The 18,196-nt window shown below is 69.6% G+C and carries 21 protein-coding genes; 11 read left to right on the forward strand and 10 right to left on the reverse strand.

Annotated features, from left to right (window positions below):
* Positions 1 to 486 (forward strand): DUF2497 domain-containing protein (locus DT074_RS22065; RefSeq protein WP_119422031.1); only part of this gene is annotated, 486 nt, incomplete at its 5' end.
* 66 nt (positions 487 to 552) lie between these two features.
* Positions 553 to 3,186: a valine--tRNA ligase gene (locus DT074_RS22070; protein WP_119422032.1), complete on the forward strand. Its 2,634-nt coding sequence runs from the start codon at positions 553 to 555 to the stop codon at positions 3,184 to 3,186.
* A gap of 117 nt (positions 3,187 to 3,303) precedes the next feature.
* Here DT074_RS22070 and grxD read toward each other — a convergent pair whose 3' ends face one another.
* The 8 genes from grxD to DT074_RS22110 all read right to left on the reverse strand — a co-directional run bounded on the left by grxD (position 3,304) and on the right by DT074_RS22110 (position 9,330).
* Positions 3,304 to 3,636, reverse strand: coding sequence for a Grx4 family monothiol glutaredoxin (gene grxD, locus DT074_RS22075; protein WP_119422033.1), 333 nt, complete (start codon positions 3,634 to 3,636; stop codon positions 3,304 to 3,306).
* A 22-nt stretch (positions 3,637 to 3,658) separates the two neighbouring features.
* Positions 3,659 to 3,895 (reverse strand): BolA family protein, encoded by a 237-nt coding sequence (locus DT074_RS22080; protein ID WP_119422034.1) that lies wholly within the window; start codon positions 3,893 to 3,895, stop codon positions 3,659 to 3,661.
* A gap of 9 nt (positions 3,896 to 3,904) precedes the next feature.
* On the reverse strand, positions 3,905 to 6,097 hold the full coding sequence (gene purL / locus DT074_RS22085) for a phosphoribosylformylglycinamidine synthase subunit PurL (protein WP_119422035.1): 2,193 nt from the start codon (positions 6,095 to 6,097) through the stop codon (positions 3,905 to 3,907).
* Positions 6,094 to 6,783: a phosphoribosylformylglycinamidine synthase subunit PurQ gene (gene purQ, locus DT074_RS22090; RefSeq protein WP_119422036.1), complete on the reverse strand. Its 690-nt coding sequence runs from the start codon at positions 6,781 to 6,783 to the stop codon at positions 6,094 to 6,096. Before purQ ends, purL begins: the two co-directional genes overlap by 4 nt.
* A gap of 105 nt (positions 6,784 to 6,888) precedes the next feature.
* Positions 6,889 to 7,296 carry a fluoride efflux transporter FluC gene (locus DT074_RS22095; RefSeq protein WP_119422037.1) on the reverse strand — a complete coding sequence of 136 codons (408 nt, stop codon included), beginning with the start codon at positions 7,294 to 7,296 and terminating at the stop codon, positions 6,889 to 6,891.
* A complete protein-coding gene (crcB, locus tag DT074_RS22100; protein ID WP_119422038.1) occupies positions 7,293 to 7,685 on the reverse strand; it encodes a fluoride efflux transporter CrcB in 393 nt (130 codons plus the stop codon). Before crcB ends, DT074_RS22095 begins: the two co-directional genes overlap by 4 nt.
* A gap of 35 nt (positions 7,686 to 7,720) precedes the next feature.
* Complete coding sequence (arsK, locus tag DT074_RS22105; RefSeq protein WP_119422039.1) at positions 7,721 to 8,986, reverse strand: arsenite efflux MFS transporter ArsK; 1,266 nt, start codon at positions 8,984 to 8,986, stop codon at positions 7,721 to 7,723.
* Positions 8,983 to 9,330, reverse strand: a complete 348-nt coding sequence (locus tag DT074_RS22110; RefSeq protein WP_119422040.1) for an ArsR/SmtB family transcription factor — start codon at positions 9,328 to 9,330, stop codon at positions 8,983 to 8,985. The genes arsK and DT074_RS22110 overlap by 4 nt, the downstream gene beginning before the upstream one ends.
* A gap of 105 nt (positions 9,331 to 9,435) precedes the next feature.
* Here DT074_RS22110 and DT074_RS22115 point away from each other — a divergent pair, with 105 nt between their 5' ends.
* Complete coding sequence (locus tag DT074_RS22115) at positions 9,436 to 10,284, forward strand: AraC family transcriptional regulator (RefSeq protein WP_119422068.1); 849 nt, start codon at positions 9,436 to 9,438, stop codon at positions 10,282 to 10,284.
* Positions 10,285 to 10,322: 38 nt separating this feature from the next.
* A complete protein-coding gene (locus DT074_RS22120; protein ID WP_119422041.1) occupies positions 10,323 to 10,730 on the forward strand; it encodes a DUF2000 family protein in 408 nt (135 codons plus the stop codon).
* 4 nt (positions 10,731 to 10,734) lie between these two features.
* Here DT074_RS22120 and DT074_RS22125 read toward each other — a convergent pair whose 3' ends face one another.
* Positions 10,735 to 12,297: an MHYT domain-containing protein gene (locus tag DT074_RS22125; RefSeq protein ID WP_119422042.1), complete on the reverse strand. Its 1,563-nt coding sequence runs from the start codon at positions 12,295 to 12,297 to the stop codon at positions 10,735 to 10,737.
* A gap of 125 nt (positions 12,298 to 12,422) precedes the next feature.
* Here DT074_RS22125 and nthA point away from each other — a divergent pair, with 125 nt between their 5' ends.
* The 3 genes from nthA to DT074_RS22140 are packed head-to-tail and all read left to right on the forward strand — an operon-like array spanning position 12,423 to position 14,103.
* Positions 12,423 to 13,079 carry a nitrile hydratase subunit alpha gene (gene nthA, locus DT074_RS22130; RefSeq protein ID WP_119422043.1) on the forward strand — a complete coding sequence of 219 codons (657 nt, stop codon included), beginning with the start codon at positions 12,423 to 12,425 and terminating at the stop codon, positions 13,077 to 13,079.
* Complete coding sequence (nthB, locus tag DT074_RS22135) at positions 13,076 to 13,729, forward strand: nitrile hydratase subunit beta (RefSeq protein WP_119422044.1); 654 nt, start codon at positions 13,076 to 13,078, stop codon at positions 13,727 to 13,729. The genes nthA and nthB overlap by 4 nt, the downstream gene beginning before the upstream one ends.
* Positions 13,730 to 13,731: 2 nt before the next feature.
* Entirely contained in the window at positions 13,732 to 14,103 is a 372-nt protein-coding gene (locus tag DT074_RS22140) for a nitrile hydratase accessory protein (protein WP_119422045.1), read from the forward strand.
* 176 nt (positions 14,104 to 14,279) lie between these two features.
* Here DT074_RS22140 and DT074_RS22145 read toward each other — a convergent pair whose 3' ends face one another.
* The gene (locus tag DT074_RS22145) at positions 14,280 to 15,521 is read right to left on the reverse strand and encodes a glycosyltransferase family 87 protein (RefSeq protein ID WP_162915100.1); all 1,242 of its coding nucleotides are present in this window, start codon (positions 15,519 to 15,521) and stop codon (positions 14,280 to 14,282) included.
* A gap of 133 nt (positions 15,522 to 15,654) precedes the next feature.
* On the opposite strand from DT074_RS22145, the gene DT074_RS22150 reads away from it, so the two are divergent.
* The 4 genes from DT074_RS22150 (at position 15,655) to DT074_RS22165 (ending at position 18,176) form a co-directional block, all read left to right on the forward strand.
* The gene (locus tag DT074_RS22150; RefSeq protein ID WP_119422047.1) at positions 15,655 to 16,023 is read left to right on the forward strand and encodes a VOC family protein; all 369 of its coding nucleotides are present in this window, start codon (positions 15,655 to 15,657) and stop codon (positions 16,021 to 16,023) included.
* A gap of 189 nt (positions 16,024 to 16,212) precedes the next feature.
* The gene (locus tag DT074_RS22155; RefSeq protein WP_119422048.1) at positions 16,213 to 16,431 is read left to right on the forward strand and encodes a hypothetical protein; all 219 of its coding nucleotides are present in this window, start codon (positions 16,213 to 16,215) and stop codon (positions 16,429 to 16,431) included.
* Between the two features lie 104 nt (positions 16,432 to 16,535).
* Positions 16,536 to 17,516 carry an NADPH:quinone oxidoreductase family protein gene (locus DT074_RS22160; protein ID WP_119422049.1) on the forward strand — a complete coding sequence of 327 codons (981 nt, stop codon included), beginning with the start codon at positions 16,536 to 16,538 and terminating at the stop codon, positions 17,514 to 17,516.
* A gap of 150 nt (positions 17,517 to 17,666) precedes the next feature.
* Entirely contained in the window at positions 17,667 to 18,176 is a 510-nt protein-coding gene (locus DT074_RS22165; protein WP_119422050.1) for a hypothetical protein, read from the forward strand.
* Positions 18,177 to 18,196: the final 20 nt, after the last annotated feature.

An 18,196-nucleotide genomic window follows, 5' to 3' on the forward strand; every position in this document is an offset into this window, starting at 1 on the left:
GCCGCGCCGCCGCCGCCATCGCCCCCTCCGGCCGCCGTCGCGCCGCCGCCGCCTCCGCCTCCCCCGGCGCCGAAGGTCGAAGAGGAAGAGATACTCGAGTTGACCGAGGTGGTGGCCGAGCAGGCGCCGCCGCCCCCGCCCCCCGCGGAACCGGTCCAGGCCGCACCGCCGCCACCCCCGCCGCCGCAGCAGCCGCAGCCGCAGCCGACCGTCGCCGATCTGATGGCGGACGATCTGGCGCTGGTTTCGGCGCCGGTGGCCCAGCAGGCGGCCTCCACCTTCTCGAACCTGGCCTCGACGGTGTCGCAGGTGCGCGGGCTGCCGATCGGCTCGCCCAACCGCACGTTGGAGGACATCGTCAAGGAGCTGCTGCGGCCAATGCTGAAGGATTGGCTCGACGCCAACCTGCCGACGCTCGTACACCGCATCGTCGAGCGCGAAGTGGCGAAGCTGGCCGGCCGGGTAGACGAGAGCCAGAACCGCTAGCCAATATAGGGCCGCCGCGGCGCCATCCCCCGGCGGCCATGTCCGCCGGGTAGAGGATACTTATCGATGCTGGAGAAGACCTATCGGCCCGACGAGGTCGAGCCGAAGCTGTACGCCGAATGGGAGCAGGGCGGCTCCTTCCGCATCGGCAGCCGCGACAATCAGCAGCCCTATTGCATCGTCATCCCGCCGCCCAACGTGACCGGCAACCTGCATATCGGCCACGCCCTCAACAACACCCTGCAGGACGTGCTGATCCGCTTCGAGCGGATGCGCGGCCGCGACGTGCTGTGGCAGCCCGGCACCGACCATGCCGGCATCGCGACCCAGATGGTGGTGGAGCGCCAGCTCGACCAGGCCGGCACCTCGCGCCATGCCCTCGGCCGCGACGATTTCGTCAAGCGCGTCTGGGCGTGGAAGGAGGAATCCGGCGGCGCCATCACGGGGCAGCTGCGCCGGCTCGGCTCCTCCTGCGACTGGTCGCGCGAGCGCTTCACCATGGATGACGGCCTCTCCAAGGCCGTGCTCAAGGTGTTCGTCGATCTCTACAAGGACGGGCTGATCTATCGCGACAAGCGGCTGGTCAACTGGGACCCGAAGCTGCACACCGCGATCTCCGACCTCGAGGTCGAGCAGAAGGAGATCAAGGGCTCGCTCTGGTACTTCCGCTATCCGGTCGAGGGCATGGAAGGCCGCCATATCGTGGTGGCGACGACGCGGCCGGAGACCATGCTCGGCGATACCGGCATCGCGGTGCATCCCGACGACGAGCGCTACAAGGACCTGATCGGCCGCCACGCCATCCTGCCGCTGGTCGGCCGGCGCATCGCCATCGTCGCCGACGAGCATGCCGATCCCAGCACCGGGTCCGGCGCGGTCAAGATCACGCCGGCGCACGACTTCAACGATTTCGAGGTCGGCAAGCGGCACGACCTGCCCCAGGTCAACATCTTCGATGCCGATGCCAAGCTGAACGGCGACGTGCCCGACGCCTATCGGGGCCTGAGCCGCGAAGCGGCGCGCAAGAAAATCGTCGCCGACCTGGAGGCGTTGGGCCTGATCGAGAAGATCGAGCCGCATACCCACACCGTGCCGCATGGCGACCGTTCCGGCGTGGTGGTGGAGCCCTGGCTGACCGACCAGTGGTATGTCGACGCCAAGACGCTCGCCCAGCCCGCGATCGAGGCGGTGGAGCAGGGCCGCACCGTCTTCGTGCCGAAGACCTGGGAGAAGACCTTCTTCGAATGGATGCGCAACATCCAGCCCTGGTGCATCTCGCGCCAGCTCTGGTGGGGCCACCAGATCCCGGCCTGGTACGGCCCCGACGGCCATGTCTTCGTCGAGCTGAGCGAAGCCGAGGCCGAGGCCGCCGCCGCCAGCCACTACGGCAGGAAGGTCGCGCTGAAGCGCGACGAGGACGTGCTCGACACCTGGTTCTCATCTGCGCTCTGGCCATTCTCGACCTTGGGCTGGCCGGAACAGACCAAGGAACTCGCCCGCTACTACCCGACCGACACCCTGGTCACGGGGTTCGACATCATCTTCTTCTGGGTCGCCCGGATGATGATGATGGGGCTGCGCTTCATGGGCGAGGTGCCGTTCCGCACCGTATACGTGCACGCGCTGGTGCGCGATGAGCGCGGCCAGAAGATGTCCAAGTCCAAGGGCAACGTGGTCGATCCGCTCGCCCTGGTCGACAAGTACGGCGCCGATGCGCTGCGCTTCACGCTCTCCGCCATGGCGGCGCCGGGCCGCGACGTGAAGCTGTCGGAGCGGCGCATCGAAGGCTACCGCAACTTCGCCACCAAGATCTGGAACGCCGCGCGCTTCTGCGAGATGAACGGCGCCGCGCTGGTGCCGAACTTCAAGCCGGCCGATGCCAGGCACGTCGTCAACCGCTGGATCATCGGCGAGCTGGCCAAGGCGGCGCAGCGCGTCACGGCGACGCTCGAGGCCTACCGCTTCGACGAGGCGGCCTCCGCCGTCTACCAGTTCATCTGGGACGTCTATTGCGACTGGTACCTGGAGCTGGCGAAACCCCTGCTTGCCGGCGAGGCGGTGAAGGCGGAGACGCAGGCAACCGCGATGTTCGTGCTGATGCGCACGCTCGGGCTGCTGCATCCCTTCATGCCGTTCGTGACCGAGGAGCTCTGGCAGCGGCTCGGCGGCGACGGCTCGCTGATGCTGGCGGAATGGCCGGAGGCGAAGGACCTGCCGGTCGACGAGGCGGCGGTCGGCGAGGTCGACTGGGTGGTGCGGCTGATCCGCGAGGTGCGCGCCGCCCGCGCCGAGATGAACGTGCCGGCGGCGAGCCGGATCGAGCTTCTGTTGCTGGAGGCGAGCGAGCCGAGCCGCGCCCGCCTCGCCACGCATATGGAGGCCATCCTGCGCCTGGCGCGGCTCTCCGAGGCGAAGGTCGCCGAGGCGGCGCCCAAAGGCTCGGTGCAGATCGTGCTCGACGGGGCAGTGGCGGCGCTGCCGCTCGCCGGTGTCATCGACCTGGACAAGGAGAGGGCGAGGCTTGCCCGCGAGCGCGACAAGGCGTCGAGCGAAGCGGCCAAGATCGCCCAGCGTCTCGCCAATCCCGGCTTCGTCGAGAAGGCGGCGGAAGAAGTGGTGGAAGAAGCCCGCGAGCGGCTGACGGAGCTTACGGCGACGGCGGAGCGGCTCGACGCGGCGCTCACCAGGCTGGCGGGTTAAAGACTTAAGCCCTCTCCCTCATCGAGGGAGAGGGTTGGGCGAGGGTGCGTGAGTCAGGACGCGAGCCCGAATTCCCTCATCCCCAGCCCTTCTCCCGCAATGCGGGAGAAGGGAGAATCACCCCGCCGGCTGCAGGACGCCCTTCTCGGTCAGCAGCTGCTCGAGCTCGCCGGTCTCGAACATCTCGCGGATGATGTCGCAGCCGCCGACGAACTCGCCCTTCACGTAGAGCTGGGGAATGGTCGGCCAGTCGCTGAATTCCTTGATGCCCTGGCGCAGGCCCGGATCCTGCAGCACGTCGACGCCGCGGAACTTGACGCCGACATGGGTCAGGATCTGCACCACGGTGGCGGAGAAGCCGCATTGCGGGAAAACCGGCGTGCCCTTCATGTAGAGCACCACGGGGTTGTCCTGGATGTCCTGACGGATGCGGTCGTGCACGTCGCTCATCGAATCCCTCCTGATCGATTCCTCAATCTGCCGGCGCCGAGGTCTGCAGCGCCAGGGCGTGCAGCACGCCGCCCATCCGGCCCTGCAGCGCCTTGTAGACCATCTGGTGCTGCTGCACCCGGCTCTTGCCCTTGAAGGCGCTGGAGACGATGTGCGCGGCATAGTGGTCGCCGTCGCCGCGCAGGTCCTGGATGGTCACGCGGGCGTCCGGGAACGCCGCCTTGATCATCGTCTCGATATCCTCGGCCGCCATCGGCATCGTTGCTACTCAGCCCGCCATGTAGTTGGGAAGCCAGCTCTCATGCGCCCTTCGCAGGTCGTGCAAGGATATGGCGCGGGCCCCCTGGAACGTCAATCGATCGCCGCCGACCTGGCCGAGCCGGGCCGCCGGCACCCCCGACTTGGCCGCGCGGTCGAGCAGCGCCGCGGCCTCGCCGGCAGCGATGCTCAGGATATAGCGCCCCTGATCCTCCCCGAAAGCGACCGCATGGCCTAAGCCGCCGGGCAGTCCGGCCTCGGCACCCCGCCCGGCGGCGAGGCACATCTCCGCCACCGCGACAGCGATGCCGCCATCCGACACGTCGTGGCAGGCCTTGACCCGGCCGGCCAGGATCTCGGCCCGGACGAAGTCGCCGTTCCGCCGTTCCGCCGACAGGTCGACCGGCGGCGGCGGGCCGTCCTCGCGCCCGAGCAGCTCGCGGAGGTACAGCGATTGCCCGAGATGGCCCTTCGTCTCTCCGATCAGGACCAGTACCTCGCCATCGGCCTTGGGGGCGATCTGCACAGCCTTGGCCCAGTCGTCGATCAGGCCGACACCGCCGATCGAGGGGGTAGGCTGCACGCCCTGGCCGTTGGTCTCGTTGTAGAGCGACACGTTGCCGGACACGACCGGGTAGTCGAGCGCGAGACAGGCCTTGCGCATGCCTTCGATGCAGCCGGCGAACTGGCCCATGATCTCCGGCCGCTCCGGATTGCCGAAATTCATGCAGTCGGTGATGGCGAGCGGCTTGGCGCCGGTGGCGGTGATGTTGCGCCAGGTCTCGGCCACCGCCTGGGCGCCGCCTTCCTCCGGATCGGCGAAGCAGTAGCGCGGCGTGCAGTCGGTGGTCACGGCGAGCGCCTTGCGCGTGCCGTGCACCCGCACCATCGAGGCATCGCCGCCGGGCCGGATCACCGTGTCGGCCATGACCATGTGGTCGTATTGCCGCCAGACCCAATCCTTTTTCGAAAGGTCGGGCGAGGCGAGTAGCTTGAGCAGGCAGTCCGCGATATCGCCGGCAGCCGGCACATCGCCGAGCGGCGCCGGCTTCGGCGTCATCTGCACCGGCCGATCGTACATCGGCGCCTTCTCGGCGAGCGGCGCGACCGGCAGGTCGGCCGCGACTTGTCCGTCCTTCTTCAGGATCATGCGTCCCGTATCGGTCACCCGGCCGATGACGGCGAAGTCGAGCTCCCACTTCTCGAACACTTGCCGCGCGACGTCCTCGCGGCCCGGCTTCAGGATCATCAGCATGCGCTCCTGGCTCTCGGAGAGCATGATCTCGTAGGCGGTCATCCGCGCCTCGCGGCACGGCACCAGGTCGAGATCGAGCTCGATGCCGACGCCGCCCTTGGAGGCCATCTCGAACGAGGAGGAGGTGAGGCCGGCCGCGCCCATGTCCTGGATGGCGATGATGGCGTCGCTCTCCATCAGCTCGAGGCAGGCCTCGATCAACAGCTTCTCGGTAAACGGATCGCCGACCTGCACCGTCGGCCGCTTCTCCTCCGACTTGTCGTCGAACTCGGCCGAGGCCATGACGGCGCCGTGGATGCCGTCGCGCCCGGTCTTCGATCCGACATAGACGACCGGGTTCCCGATGCCGGCCGCGGCCGAATAGAAGATGCGGTCGGCGCGGGCGAGGCCGACCGTCATCGCGTTGACCAGGATGTTGCCGTTGTAGCTCTTGTGGAAGGTGGTCTCGCCGCCGATGGTCGGCACGCCGACGCAATTGCCGTAGCCGCCGATGCCGTGCACCACGCCCGCCACCAGCATGCGCGTCTTGGGATGCGCCGGCTCGCCGAAGCGCAACGCGTTCAGGTTGGCGATCGGGCGGGCGCCCATGGTGAAGACGTCGCGCATGATGCCGCCGACCCCGGTCGCGGCGCCCTGATAGGGCTCGATGAAGCTCGGGTGGTTGTGGCTCTCCATCTTGAAGACCACGGCCTGGCCGTCGCCGATATCGATCACGCCGGCATTCTCGCCCGGACCGCAGATCACCCAGGGCGCGCTGGTCGGCAGGCGCTTCAGCCATTTCTTCGACGACTTGTAGGAGCAATGCTCGCTCCACATGGCGCCGAAGATGCCGAGCTCGACCAAGTTCGGATTGCGGCCCAGGATCTCGACGACGCGCTGAAACTCGTCCGCCTTCAGTCCATGGCTGGCGGCGACTTCCGGCGTGATCTCGATGACGGATTTGCTCAAGACAGGGCCTCGACCAGGGAATCGATCATCAGCCGTCCATCGGTGCCGCCGAGCGCGGCGTCGGACAGCCGCTCCGGATGCGGCATCAGGCCGAGCACGTTGCGTTCGTCGTTGTAGACGCCGGCGATGTTGCGGGCGGCGCCGTTCGGGTTGGCGGCCGAGGAGATGGTGCCGTTCGGATCGCAATAGCGCAGCGCCACCAGCCCTTCGCCCTCCAGGCGGTCGAGGGTCGCCTCATCCGCCTGGTAGTTCCCGTCGGCATGCCCGACCGGGATGCGCACCACCTGGCCCGGCCGGTACTTCGCCATGAACTCGGTCTGGTTGGTCTCGATCCTGAGGTTCACGTCCGAGCAAACGTATTGCAGATGCGCGTTGCGCATCAGCGCGCCCGGCAGCAGGCCGGCCTCGGTCGCGATCTGGAAGCCGTTGCAGATGGCGAGCACGCGGGTGCCTTTGCCGGCCCGCGCCACCACCTCGCGCATCGCCGGCGAATGCGCCGCCATGGCGCCGCAGCGGAGATAATCGCCGTAGGAAAACCCGCCCGGCAGCACGATCAGGTCGACCTTGGGGAAATCGGCATCCCGGTGCCACACCATGTGCGGCTCCTTGCCCATCGACTGGGCCAGGGCGACCTTGATGTCGCGATCGCAATTCGATCCGGGGAACACGATGACGGCGGCATCCATGGCCGTGCGCTCCGGGCGTCTCGGTTGGGGGACTCGGCCAAGCCGAGTTGCGGCGGAACCTAGCGCAGGGCGGGCCATACGGAAAGGCGCGATCGGGTCACAGGGTCATGCCGGCGGCGGGCGGCGGCCCAGCCGGTCGCCAAGCCAGACCGCCGCCAGCCAGGCCGCGAGGGAGAGGACGATGTAGAGCCCCGCCGCCGCGTGTCGCTGCCCCTGCAGCAGTTGCAAAATCTCCAGGCTGAACGCGGAGAAAGTGGTGAAACCGCCGCAGAATCCCGCCATCACGAATTGCCGCTGCCGCAGGCCGACCTCGATCCGGCCGTTTGGACCGGTCAGCCCGGCATAGAACCCGATGGCGAGCGAGCCCAGCAGGTTTACGGCCAGGGTGCCCCAGGGAAACCCGCTGCCGAGCCAGGCCAGGGCGGCGAGCGAGACGGCGGCACGCGCCACGCCGCCGACCAGGCTGCCGAGCCCCACGGCCAGGCAGAGTCCCAGCGTCTCCCGCGCCGTCATGCGAGCGCGGTTCCGAGCGCAAAGCCCAGCGCGACCGCCGCCAGGCCCGCCGCGATCGAGCCGATGATATTGGCGGCAGCGGCGCCGCGCGCGCCGTGCTGGGCCAGGGCCAGGCTCTGCAGGCTCAGCGAAGAAACCGTGGTGTAGCCGCCGAGGAAGCCGACCACGATCGCCTGCCAGGCCGCGCCGCCATCCGGCAGGCCGTGCCGGACCGCCACCGCGGCGAAGGCCCCGATGGCGGCGGCGCCGCTGACATTCACCGCCAGCGTGCCCCAGGGAAACGTCTCGCCCAGCACCCGGCCGAGCAGGCTCGACACCAGGAAGCGCGCCGCCCCGCCCAGCGCGCTGCCCAGCGCCACCCAGGCGAGGCCGATCAGGATCTCGGTCATGCCGCAGTACTTGCCAGATTCTTCGGCGGCCGCGACTAGGATTTATCGGGCGGATGGCCGGTGCAAGGCGCCGCCGGTATGGCGGCGGCGGCCTTGCGCAACGGCAGCACCGCCAGGAAAGCGACCAGGCCCAGGGCGCCGGTCGCCGCCAGCACGGCGAGCGCGGTGACGGCGCCGGCATTCTCGACCAGGAAGGCCAGCACGAACGGGGCGATGGCGGTGAGCACCAGGCGAGCCGAGGCCATCTTGCCGAGCTGGGCGCCATAGCCGGCGCTGCCGAACAGCGCCAGCGGCAAGGTGCCGCGCACGATGCTGGTGAGACCGGAGCCGAAGCCGAGCAGCAGGGCAAAGGCGACGGCGCCGGCAATTGCCGGCGCGGTGACCGCGAGAATGCCGACGGCCACCGGGAGCAGGGTGGCGGCGATGATCGTCACCGTCAGCGGGTGCCGGCCGGAGCCGGCCGCCATGTTGATGAAGCGGATCAGCACCTGCGACGGGCCGAACAGGGTGGAGGCCAGCACGGCGGCCGTGCCGAGCCCGACCGCCGAGAGCAGCGGGACCATCTGCGCCAATATGCCCGAGAGCAGAAAACCGCCGAGCGAGAAGCCGGTCGCGACCAGGAGGAAGGCCTTGCGCCTCAGCGCCGGCGGCAATGGCGTCTCGCTGGTGGCGACCGAGGGCACACCCGCGATCGCGCCGGCGCCGCCGGGGCTGGCGCTGGGCCGCCTCAGCCAGGCATGCACGGGAAAGCAGACCAGGAAATTCGCCACTGCGAACAGGCCGGTCACCTCGCGCCACGTAAGCCAGCCGTGCAGAGCCGAGGTGAGCGGCCAGAACATGGTGGAGGCAAAGCCTGCGATCAGCGTGAGATGCAGGATACGTCGCCGCGCCTCCGCACCGCCCCGCTGCACCAGGTGGGCGAAAGCCGCGTCGTAGAGCACATAGGTCGATGCGGCCTGCAGGGCGATCAGGCCGATCACGAACACGCCGACATTCGGCGCGATGGCGATCAGCGCAAGCGACGCCGCGGCGGCGACGGAGCCCCAGGTCATCACCGTCGCCGCGCCGTAACGGTCCACCTGCCGGCCCGCCAGCGGCGCGACGGCGCCGCCGACCAGCAGCGCCAGCGAGAAGGCACCGTAGATCCAGGCGACCGGCCAGCCGAACTCGGCCGCCATGTCGGCGGCCAGGATGGCGAAGCTGTAATAGAGCGTGCCGTAGCCGAGATTCTGCGTCAGGCCGAGCAGCCAGACCACGGCGCCGAGCGACAGCGGCCTCGCCCCGCCGGAGGGGATGGTCATGCGCAGGCTTTCCCTTCCTCGGCGCGCGCGCCGGCAGGCTTCCTTGCGGCGGGCGCGGGCGCGTCGGCGCAGCATTCGTCGGCGAGATAGCCCAGCAGCGCCGCCATCGCCGGATAGTGGGCGCGGCAGAGCAGGGTGGTGCCCCGTCGCTCCTGCGTCACCAAGCCGGTTGCGACCAGGCGGCGCAGGTGATGCGACAAGGTCGAGCCGACGACCTTGAGCCGGCGCTGCAGGCGGCCGACCGGCAGGCCTTCCGGCCCGGCCCGCACCAGCGCCCGATAGGCCTGCAGCCGGGTCGGATTGCCCAGCACTTCCAGCTGCCGCGCCGCTTGTTCGAGCCGCATCGAAATACGCTATGAGCGCGGGCTAATCGCGGCAAGAACTATTTCGATGTCCATCGAAATAAAACGGGCGTCGGACGACCTGCTAGGATGCCGCGCGTGCGGACGATGGCGGAAGCGGTAGACCAGGATTGGATTGCGCTGGCGCGCGACGCGACGGGTGGCGTCGAGGCGGTGCGCGCGCATTTCCGCGGCCACGCCTACGACCCGCATTTCCACGACGAGGTGCTGATCGGCGTGACCGAGCAGGGCGTGCAGCAGTTCCGCTGCCGCCGCGCGGTGCACCGCAGCACCCGGGGCCGGGTCATCCTGATCGCGCCGGGCGAGACGCATGACGGGGTGGCGCCCGAGGCGGGCGGTTTCACCTATTCGATGCTGTACCTCGATCCGGCGCGGCTGGCCGCCGCGGCCGCCGAATGCACCGGGCGCGGTCATTGCGGTGCGATCTTCGAATTCGCGGCGACGCTGGCCGACGACGCGGATCTCGCGGCCGCGATACTCTCCGCCCGGCGCGCCATCGCCGCGGCCGAGATGCGCGCCGTGCGCGATGCCACCCTCGACCGCGTGGTCGAGCGGCTCGCACGCCATGTCGGCCTGCCCGGGCCGGCCGGGGGCAGCGCGCCGGCGACAGCGCGGCGGGCCCGCGAAGCGATCGACGCGCTGCATGGCGAGGCGGATCTCGGCCTCGAGCGACTGGCCGCGTTGGCCGGAACCGATCGCTTTCGTCTCGCCCGCGCCTTTCAGCGCGCCTATGGGCTGGCACCGCACGCCTATCTGGTGAACCGTCGCTTGTGCACGGCGCGCGGGCTGCTGGCCCGGGGCCTGCGTCCGGCCGAGGTCGCAGCGGCGGCGGGCTTCGCCGATCAGAGCCATCTCGGCCGCTGGTTCCGTCGCGCCTACGGCATCACGCCGGCGGGCTACCGCCGGATCTGCACAAATGTTCCAGACCGCGCCTGACCACGCCGGCACGCTGCCGTGTCGGAGGTGAACGGCGCATGTTCGATACCAAGATCGCGATCCTGATCCGCGACGATCTCGCCGCCTGGCAGAAGCTCAACGTCACGGCCTTCCTGGCGAGCGGCATTGCCGCCCTTCGGCCGGACTGCATCGGCGCGCCGTATGTCGATGCCGCCGGTCGCCAACACGCGCCGATGCTGGGCCAGCCGGTGCTGGTATTCGCGGCGACGCTGCAGGACCTGCGCGACGCCCATGCGGTGGCGATGGAGAAGGAACTGGCTGTCGCCGGCTATGTCGAGGCGATGTTCCGCACCGGCCACGACGCCGCCAACCGCGCGGCCTTCGCCGAAGCCGATCCCGCCGCAACCGACTGGGCCGGGCTCGCGCTGCACGGGCCGAAGCGGGCGGTGGACAAGGCAGTGAAGGGCCTCGCCCTCCACGCCTGACGGATCAGGCGGCGATTTCGCCCTGCAATGCCGGCATCTCCGCCACCGGCATCTCGAAGGTGACCGAAGTCCCTGTGCCGAGCGTGCTCTGGATGCTGAAGCGGCCGCTCTGCTGCTCGACCAGCTTCTTGGTGAGCGGCAGGCCGAGGCCGCTTCCCTCGTATTTGCGGCCCAGCGTGCTGTCGATCTGGCCGAAGCGCTCCAGCGCGATCGGAATCTGCTCGGGCGACATGCCGATGCCGGTATCGGTGACGACGATCGCCACGCGGTTCTGCCGCCGCTCGGCGACGACGCGGATGGTGCCGCCGGGCGGCGTGAACTTGACCGCGTTGGCGAGCAGGTTCAGCAGCACCTGGCGGATGCGGCGCGCATCGCCGAGGAAGTGGGCGACGTTGGCCGCGACCTCCTCCTGCAGCGTAAGCCCGCCATCCGAAGCCTGGCTGCGCACGAAGCGGAGGGCGTCGCGCACCACGCTGCGCGGATCCAGCGGCTCGATCTGGAAGTCCATATGCCCGGCATCCAGCTTGGCGAAATCGAGGATGTCGTTGATCACCGCCAACAGATGCACGCCGCTGTCGTGGATGTCCTTGATGTATTCCTGGTAGCGCGGATTGCCGATCGGGCCGAAGGCCTCGGTATGAATCGTCTCCGAGAACCCGATGATGGCGTTGAGCGGCGTGCGCAGCTCGTGACTCATCGTGGCCAGGAACTGCGACTTCGCCTGGCTCGCCGCGGCGGCGGCGCCGAGCGCTTCGGACAGGTTGGACGCCGTCTTCTCCAATTCGAGCTTGGTCGCCTCCAGCTCGGCGACGTGGGCGCGCAGGCGGTCGGCCTCCTTCACCGCCCGGTCCGTCAGGTGCTGGTCGACCACGGTGCCGCCCAGGCCGAGGCCGGCGATCAGTAACGTCATGGCCGCAATAGCGACGGCGAGCCAGAGTGGCTGTGCGATCGGGGTCGGGAACAACTCGATCAGATCCACTTCGATCGACGCCGCGGCCATGGCGGTGAAGTGCAGCGCGCAGATGGCGAGCGTCAGGGTGCTCGCGGCGAGCAGGCGCGATTTGAGATCGTGGCCCCGCGCGCTGATCCGAAAGGCGGCGAAGCCGAGCACCACGCTCAGAACGATCGCCGCCGCCACATAGGCGCCGTCATAGACGATGCGGCCCGGCACATCGACGGCGGACATGCCGGTGAAGTGCATAGCGGCGACGGCGAGGCCCACGACCGCGCCGCCGAACGCGGCGCGCCTATCCCATAACACCGCCGCCGCAAATCCGATCCAGCTGATCAGGATCGCCACCACGATGGACAGCAGGGTGCGCTCGATCTCGTAGCCGACCGGCACGCCGGGCTTGAAGGCCAGCATGGCGACGAAATGGGTCGCCCAGACGCCGCTTCCCGTCACCGTCGCGGCGCCGCTGATCCACAGCCACTGGCCGCGTTCCGCCAGGCGGGCGCGGGACAGCAATCCGAAAGCGGTGTGGGACGCGAACAGGCAAATCAGGCCGGCGAGCACCACCAGGCGCAGATCGTGCTCGTCCACCACGCAGGAGACGACCTTGAGCATTGCGCGACGCTAGCGATCCGATACCTAACGATTTGTATCGGCGTATGGTGAACGCGCCGCATTGCCTTCACGGCGGCGTTGCGGCAGCCTCGGTTGAGCTGAGCGGCAGCAGGACGGAGCGGGCTATGGGCGAGGGCCACCACCATCACGGGAGCCAGGCGCATGGTGAGGACCACGACCACCACCACAGCGACGTGCCGTCGGATCCGGCGCTCCGGGTCAAGGCTCTGGAATCGCTGCTGGTGGAGAAGGGGCTCGTCGATCCGGCCTCGCTCGACTACCTGATCGATCTCTACGAGACCAGGATCGGACCGCGCAACGGCGCCCGCGTGGTGGCGCGCGCCTGGACCGACCCGGCCTACAAGGCGCGTCTGCTGGCCAAGGGCGGGCTGGCGATCAAGGAACTCGGCTACGAAGGCCGGCAGGGCGAGGACATCGTGGTGGTGGAGAACACGCCCGCGGTGCACAACCTCGTCGTCTGCACGCTCTGCTCCTGCTATCCCTGGCCGGTGCTCGGCCTGCCGCCGGTCTGGTACAAGTCGGCGCCCTACCGCTCGCGGGCCGTGATCGATCCGCGCGGCGTGCTGCGCGAATTCGGCGTCGAGCTCGGCGGCGAAGTCGAGCTGAGGGTCTGGGACTCGACTTCCGAGGTCCGCTACATGGTCCTGCCGCAGCGCCCGCCGGGCACCGAGGGCCTGGGAGAGGAATCGCTCGCGGACCTGGTGACGCGGGACTCGATGATCGGCGTCGGCCTCGCTCTGGCGCCGAAGGTCACAGCATGAACGGCGCCCACGATCTCGGCGGCATGCAGGGCTTCGGCCCGGTCGGCGCGGAGCCGGACGAGCCGGTCTTTCATGCCGAGTGGGAACGCCGCGCCTTCGCGCTCACCCTGGCGGCCGGCGCGCTCGGCAAGTGGAATATCGACCAGTCGCGCTATGCGCGCGAGCGCCAGCCGCCGGCGGAATATCTCGCCACCAGCTATTACGAGCACTGGCTCTACGGCCTCGAGAAGCTGCTGGTGGAGAAGGGCCTCGTCACCGCGGAAGAGCTGGCGACCGGCAAGGCGGCGGCAAGATCCGATCTTTCGCCGGTCGGCATTACCCAGATGTCGGAGATCATCCGGCGCGGCGGCGCCCATCGCATCGCCTCCGACCTGCCGGCGCGCTTTTCGGCCGGCCAGAAGGTCGCGGTGCGCAACCGCCATCCGCTCGGCCATACCAGGGCGCCGCGCTATGTGCGCGGGCGGCAGGGCGTCATCGACCGCGATCACGGCGTCTTCGTGTTCGCCGATTCCAGCGGCAGCGACCAGGGGCCGAAGCCGCAGCATTGCTATGTCGTGCGCTTTGCCGCGCCGGAGCTGTGGGGGCCCGAGGCCAATCCGCGCGACGTGGTGCTGGTCGATCTGTGGGACGACCATCTGGACCCGGCCTGACGATGGCAACGGTCGTCGACCTGGATGCCCTGCCGGCCATTCCGCGCGATGCCGAGGGGCCGGTCTTCCGCGAGCCGTGGGAGGCGCAGGCCTTCGCCCTCACGGTCAAGCTGCACGAGGCCTGTCTCTTCACCTGGTCCGAATGGGCCGCCGCGCTGAGCCAAGAGATCGCGCGCGCCCAGGCGGAAGGCGATCCCGATCTCGGCGCGACCTATTACCGGCACTGGCTCGCCGCGCTGGAGCGGCTGGTGACGGCGAAACGCGTGGTCGATGCGGCGGCGCTCGGCCAGCGCAAGCAGGCCTGGATCCAGGCCTATGAGCGGACCCCGCATGGCCAGCCGGTGCAGCTCGCAATCGACGCGCACCGGCGGTAACACTCATTAACCCTGGATCACGGTCTCGTGATGGTGGTCGGTTTGGGCTTCCATCGTGGCCGCGGCGCTACATCATCTGACTCGGCGGCAATTGATCCCCCTCTAGCCGCCTTGCTCCTCTCGCCCCGCCGGAATGTTTTTGGCGGGGCCTCTTTTTGGGCGAAGCGGCCGAGCGGTCAAAGGGCGCCGGCGCGCTGGCCCAGGGTGCCGCCGAAGGCTTGCCACCGCCGCACCAGCAGCGCGAGGAACAGGATCAGGGCGAGCGGCGCGATCGGCAGGCCGAGATGCAGCGCGAGAGGCCGCGCGATGAAGGGCAGCAGATAGATCAGCGCCGCCCCGCTGATCTCCCAGGATCCGATACCGTGGGCGCGCGCATGCGCCGTCAGCCACAGCATCGGCAGCAGCATGAGCAGCAGGTCGTAATCGAGCGCCACCGGCGCGGCGAGCGGGGTCGCCGCGACCAGAATGGCGGCGCGCAGCGGCGCCCGTGCCGGGTCGCGGTCGCGCCAGACCAGAGCCAAGAGGCAGGCCATCGCGAGCAGGGCGAGCCCCTGGGCAGTCAGCGCGAGGATCTCGCCGGCGCCCAGCACGCGGAGCCCGGCATAGAGCGTGACCATCTTGCCCCAGGGCACGCTGCCGGCGCGCATGGCGAGGCTCGCCTCGGGCATCTGGTCCAGGAAGGCCTGCCAGATATCCGGCCCGAAGGCGACGCCGGCGCAGCCGGCAAAGCCGACGGCGCCGAGGCCGGCGGCGATCAACGCGCGCCACTGGCCGCCGGCGATCAGCGCGACGGGCAGCAGCAGACCAAGCTGCGGCTTGATGCTGGCGAGGCCGAGCAGCAGCCCGGCCAGGATCGGCCGCTGGCCGAGCAGCGCGAGCCCGAAGCCGAGCAGGCCCATCAGCAGGAAGGCATTCTGGCCATGGCCGAGGGCGACGAAGCCGGCGGGCGCGGCGAGCAGCAGGATCACGCCGTCTCGCCCCGGCAGGATGCGGTTGGCGGCGGCGGCGGCGAGCAGAAAGGTGGCGCCGAGGAAGCCGCCCAGCGCGGCGAGATAGGGCAGCGCACCGAGCGGCGCGACCATCAGCAGGAAGGTCGGCGGGTAGAAGAAGGCGTAGAACGGGATCTGCCCCATCGCCGCCCGCTGCGCTTCGGCGAAGGCGAGCATGTCGTAGGGGACCGCCGCCTGGCCGGCCAAAGCGAGGCGCGCGGCGTTCCAGAAGCTCGCGAAATCGGTGCCGATCGGCTTGCCGTCCGGGCCGATGCCGTTCTCGGCCAGCAGCAGCATGCCGATCGCGGCGGCGAGATAGACGCCGATGGCGACCAGGGCATAGCTGCGGAGCCGAGCGCCCGCGGCCCAGCTGCCGTCGCGCAGAACGGCAATGAAGGCGACAGGGCCCAATGCCTCGCCCTTCACCATGGCCCGGTCGCCGGATCGCTGTCTGCAAGCATGCGCGGCGCAGGCTACCGGCCGGGGGTTAAGGCATCGCCCAATTGGGGCCGGCCGCTTGCAGGATCCCCTATATGATCCGCCGCGGCCAAGGGGGGCGACCATGCGGATCCTGTCTCTGGACCATGTGCAGCTGGCGATGCCGGCCGGCGGGGAGGCGGCGGCGCGCGCCTTCTATACCGGCCTGCTCGGCATCCCGGAACAGACCAAGCCGCCCCACCTTGCCGCCCGCGGCGGCTGCTGGTTCGAGCGCGGTCCGCTCAAGGTCCATCTCGGGGTCGACAAGGACTTCAAGCCGGCCCGCAAGGCGCACCCGGCCTTCATCGTCGACGACCTGCCGGCGCTGGCCGCGGCGCTCGCGGCGGCCGGGTTCCGCACCGTGTCGGACGAGCCTCTGGAGGGCTACGACCGGCTCTTCGTCGACGATCCGTTCGGCAATCGCATCGAGATCATGCAGCCGAAAAACGGCTGAATTCTGCCGCTTTCCTGCCTTTTAGGTAACCGTATGGTTAACTGCGTCACGCATCGGCATCAAAGTGTGACAATGCAGAAACAAGCGACCGGAAGGGCCAAAGGTTACCGGGAAATTTACCCAGGTGAACGCCCGATGTGAGACGGTCATCGGCATCGGAGTTCGGTGGTTCAGGTCGGAGGGGCCAGCATGATCCGCCGACGGGATGTTCACTTCAAGGATCGCGGTACGATGCAGTTGGAGAAGCAAGCGGCCCTTTGTCGCCGCCTCGCGCAGGGCGCGGTGCCGTTCCTCCTGATGCGCGAGCTCAGTGCCCTGGCCGAAGAGTTCGAGCGCGACGCCCATGGCGTCGACAGCCGCCCGGGGCTGGCGCAGCCTCCCGTGCAGCGCCGGCGCGCCGCGGGCTGAAGCCCGCCCGGCCGACGGAAATCGCGGCGGCGCGCGGATCCGCGCGCTCGGGTTAAGATCGACCCGCAAGCCGGCATACGGCCGGCCCAAGGGGAGGGCGCCCGATGAAGGCCGTCGTCGCCCGCGCGCTCGGCGCGCCTGAGACTTTCGCCCTGGAAGAGATCGAGCCGGCCGCGCCGGGCGCCGGACAGATTCGCGTCGACGTGCACGTCGCCGGGGTCAGCTATGTCACTGCCCTGGTCGCCGCCGGACGCTATCAGGTCAAGCCGCCGCTGCCGTTCACCCCGGGCGGCGAGTTCGCCGGCATCGTCGCTGCGACCGGACCCGGCGTGACCGGATTCGCGGCCGGCGACCGTGTGGTGGGCGCCGGCTTCGGCGGCGGCTTCGCGGAGGCCGCGGTCATCCCCGCCGCCGCGGCGCTCCGTCTGCCCGCCGGCATGAGCTTCGAGACCGCGGCCGTCTTCCGTGTCGCATACGGCACCGCCTATCACGCGCTGGTGCAGCGCGCCGCGCTCAAGGCCGGCGAGACCCTGCTGGTGCTGGGCGCCGCAGGGTCGGTCGGCGAGGCGGCGATCCAGGTCGGCAAGGCGCTCGGCGCCCGCGTCATCGGCTCCGGCTCCACCGAGGCCAAGCGGGCGGCCGCGGAGGCCGTCGGCGCCGACGACACCCTGGATAGCCACGCGCTCGACTGGCGCGACCAGGTGAAGCGGCTGACCGGCGGCCGCGGTGTCGACGTGGTGTTCGATCCGGTGGGCGGCGCCATCACCGAGCGCGCCTTTCGCTCGCTCGGCTGGCGCGGCCGCCATCTGGTGGTGGGCTTCGCCGCCGGCACCATCCCGGCCCTGCCAATCAATCTGGCGCTGCTCAAGGGCGCCGCACTGGTCGGCGTCGACTACCGCCAGTTCCGCGAGCTCGAGCCGGAAGGGGAGGCGGCGAACCTGGCGGCCCTGTTCGACCTGCATGCGCAAGGCAGGCTCAGCCCGACCATCGGCCGTGTCTACCGGTTCGAGGATTTCGCCGCCGCGCTGCGCGCCGCCTCGGAGAACGGGCCGCCGGGGCGGGTGCTGCTGCGCATCCGTCCCTGATCTCGTCCGGCAGATCCTGCCTGGCGCCGGCAGGTTCTGCCCGGGGCGCTCTTCGCCGACGCCGCGGAAACCGCAGGATTCCTGCGCTTGCGGACCGGCATTGCCGTTGCAAGGGCGACAGCGAGGCAAGACCGCAGGGGATTCCGCCCGATGTCCATCGGCTCGATCACGTCCTTCGATCGTCTCGGCTCGCTGTTGCCGCGGCATGTCGATCCGAGCGCGGCGACCGCCATCGCCGAGCGCGAGGCCGAGCGCCTGCGCCGCAAGACGGCCGAGGACACTGCCTACACGACCGACCTGATCGAGCGGGACCGGCTGGCCGCCGCGGCAGCGGCCGAGGCGGCCGCCGCGCAGCGCTCGCAGGAAACCCTGTTCGAGGCGCAGCGGCTCGGCCAGGAGCTCGATGCCGAGAGCAGCGACGAGAAGATCGATTTCGCCCGCACCCCCAGGGACGAGTTCCTCGACTACATGAAGAAATCGCCGGGCGAGCGCATGATCGAGGACATCCTGCGCAGCATGGGGCTGACCAAGGAAGACCTGGCCAACATGTCGCCGGAGGAGCGCGCCAAGGTCGAGGCGCTGATCAAGGAGAAGGTCGAAGCCGCCATGCAGCAGGCGACCGAGAAGGAGCTGAAGCAGGACGAAGCGGCGGCAGCCTGATCGCGCCGCCGCCGATCGCG

It is taken from the genome of Desertibaculum subflavum (assembly GCA_003576705.1).
Taxonomy (GTDB): Bacteria; Pseudomonadota; Alphaproteobacteria; order Ferrovibrionales; family Ferrovibrionaceae; genus Desertibaculum; species Desertibaculum subflavum.

Excerpts from the sequence above, each read along its gene's own strand:
- DT074_RS22070 (WP_119422032.1), top strand. The coding sequence starts at position 553 with ATGCTGGAGAAGACCTATCGGCCCGACGAGGTCGAGCCGAAGCTGTAC.
- grxD (WP_119422033.1), bottom strand. The coding sequence starts at position 3,636 with ATGAGCGACGTGCACGACCGCATCCGTCAGGACATCCAGGACAACCCC.
- DT074_RS22080 (WP_119422034.1), bottom strand. The coding sequence starts at position 3,895 with ATGCCGATGGCGGCCGAGGATATCGAGACGATGATCAAGGCGGCGTTC.
- purQ (WP_119422036.1), bottom strand. The coding sequence starts at position 6,783 with ATGGATGCCGCCGTCATCGTGTTCCCCGGATCGAATTGCGATCGCGAC.
- DT074_RS22095 (WP_119422037.1), bottom strand. The coding sequence starts at position 7,296 with ATGACGGCGCGGGAGACGCTGGGACTCTGCCTGGCCGTGGGGCTCGGC.
- crcB (WP_119422038.1), bottom strand. The coding sequence starts at position 7,685 with ATGACCGAGATCCTGATCGGCCTCGCCTGGGTGGCGCTGGGCAGCGCG.
- arsK (WP_119422039.1), bottom strand. The coding sequence starts at position 8,986 with ATGACCATCCCCTCCGGCGGGGCGAGGCCGCTGTCGCTCGGCGCCGTG.
- DT074_RS22110 (WP_119422040.1), bottom strand. The coding sequence starts at position 9,330 with ATGCGGCTCGAACAAGCGGCGCGGCAGCTGGAAGTGCTGGGCAATCCG.
- DT074_RS22115 (WP_119422068.1), top strand. The coding sequence starts at position 9,436 with ATGGCGGAAGCGGTAGACCAGGATTGGATTGCGCTGGCGCGCGACGCG.
- DT074_RS22120 (WP_119422041.1), top strand. The coding sequence starts at position 10,323 with ATGTTCGATACCAAGATCGCGATCCTGATCCGCGACGATCTCGCCGCC.
- DT074_RS22125 (WP_119422042.1), bottom strand. The coding sequence starts at position 12,297 with ATGCTCAAGGTCGTCTCCTGCGTGGTGGACGAGCACGATCTGCGCCTG.
- nthA (WP_119422043.1), top strand. The coding sequence starts at position 12,423 with ATGGGCGAGGGCCACCACCATCACGGGAGCCAGGCGCATGGTGAGGAC.
- nthB (WP_119422044.1), top strand. The coding sequence starts at position 13,076 with ATGAACGGCGCCCACGATCTCGGCGGCATGCAGGGCTTCGGCCCGGTC.
- DT074_RS22140 (WP_119422045.1), top strand. The coding sequence starts at position 13,732 with ATGGCAACGGTCGTCGACCTGGATGCCCTGCCGGCCATTCCGCGCGAT.
- DT074_RS22145 (WP_162915100.1), bottom strand. The coding sequence starts at position 15,521 with ATGGTGAAGGGCGAGGCATTGGGCCCTGTCGCCTTCATTGCCGTTCTG.
- DT074_RS22150 (WP_119422047.1), top strand. The coding sequence starts at position 15,655 with ATGCGGATCCTGTCTCTGGACCATGTGCAGCTGGCGATGCCGGCCGGC.
- DT074_RS22155 (WP_119422048.1), top strand. The coding sequence starts at position 16,213 with ATGATCCGCCGACGGGATGTTCACTTCAAGGATCGCGGTACGATGCAG.
- DT074_RS22160 (WP_119422049.1), top strand. The coding sequence starts at position 16,536 with ATGAAGGCCGTCGTCGCCCGCGCGCTCGGCGCGCCTGAGACTTTCGCC.
- DT074_RS22165 (WP_119422050.1), top strand. The coding sequence starts at position 17,667 with ATGTCCATCGGCTCGATCACGTCCTTCGATCGTCTCGGCTCGCTGTTG.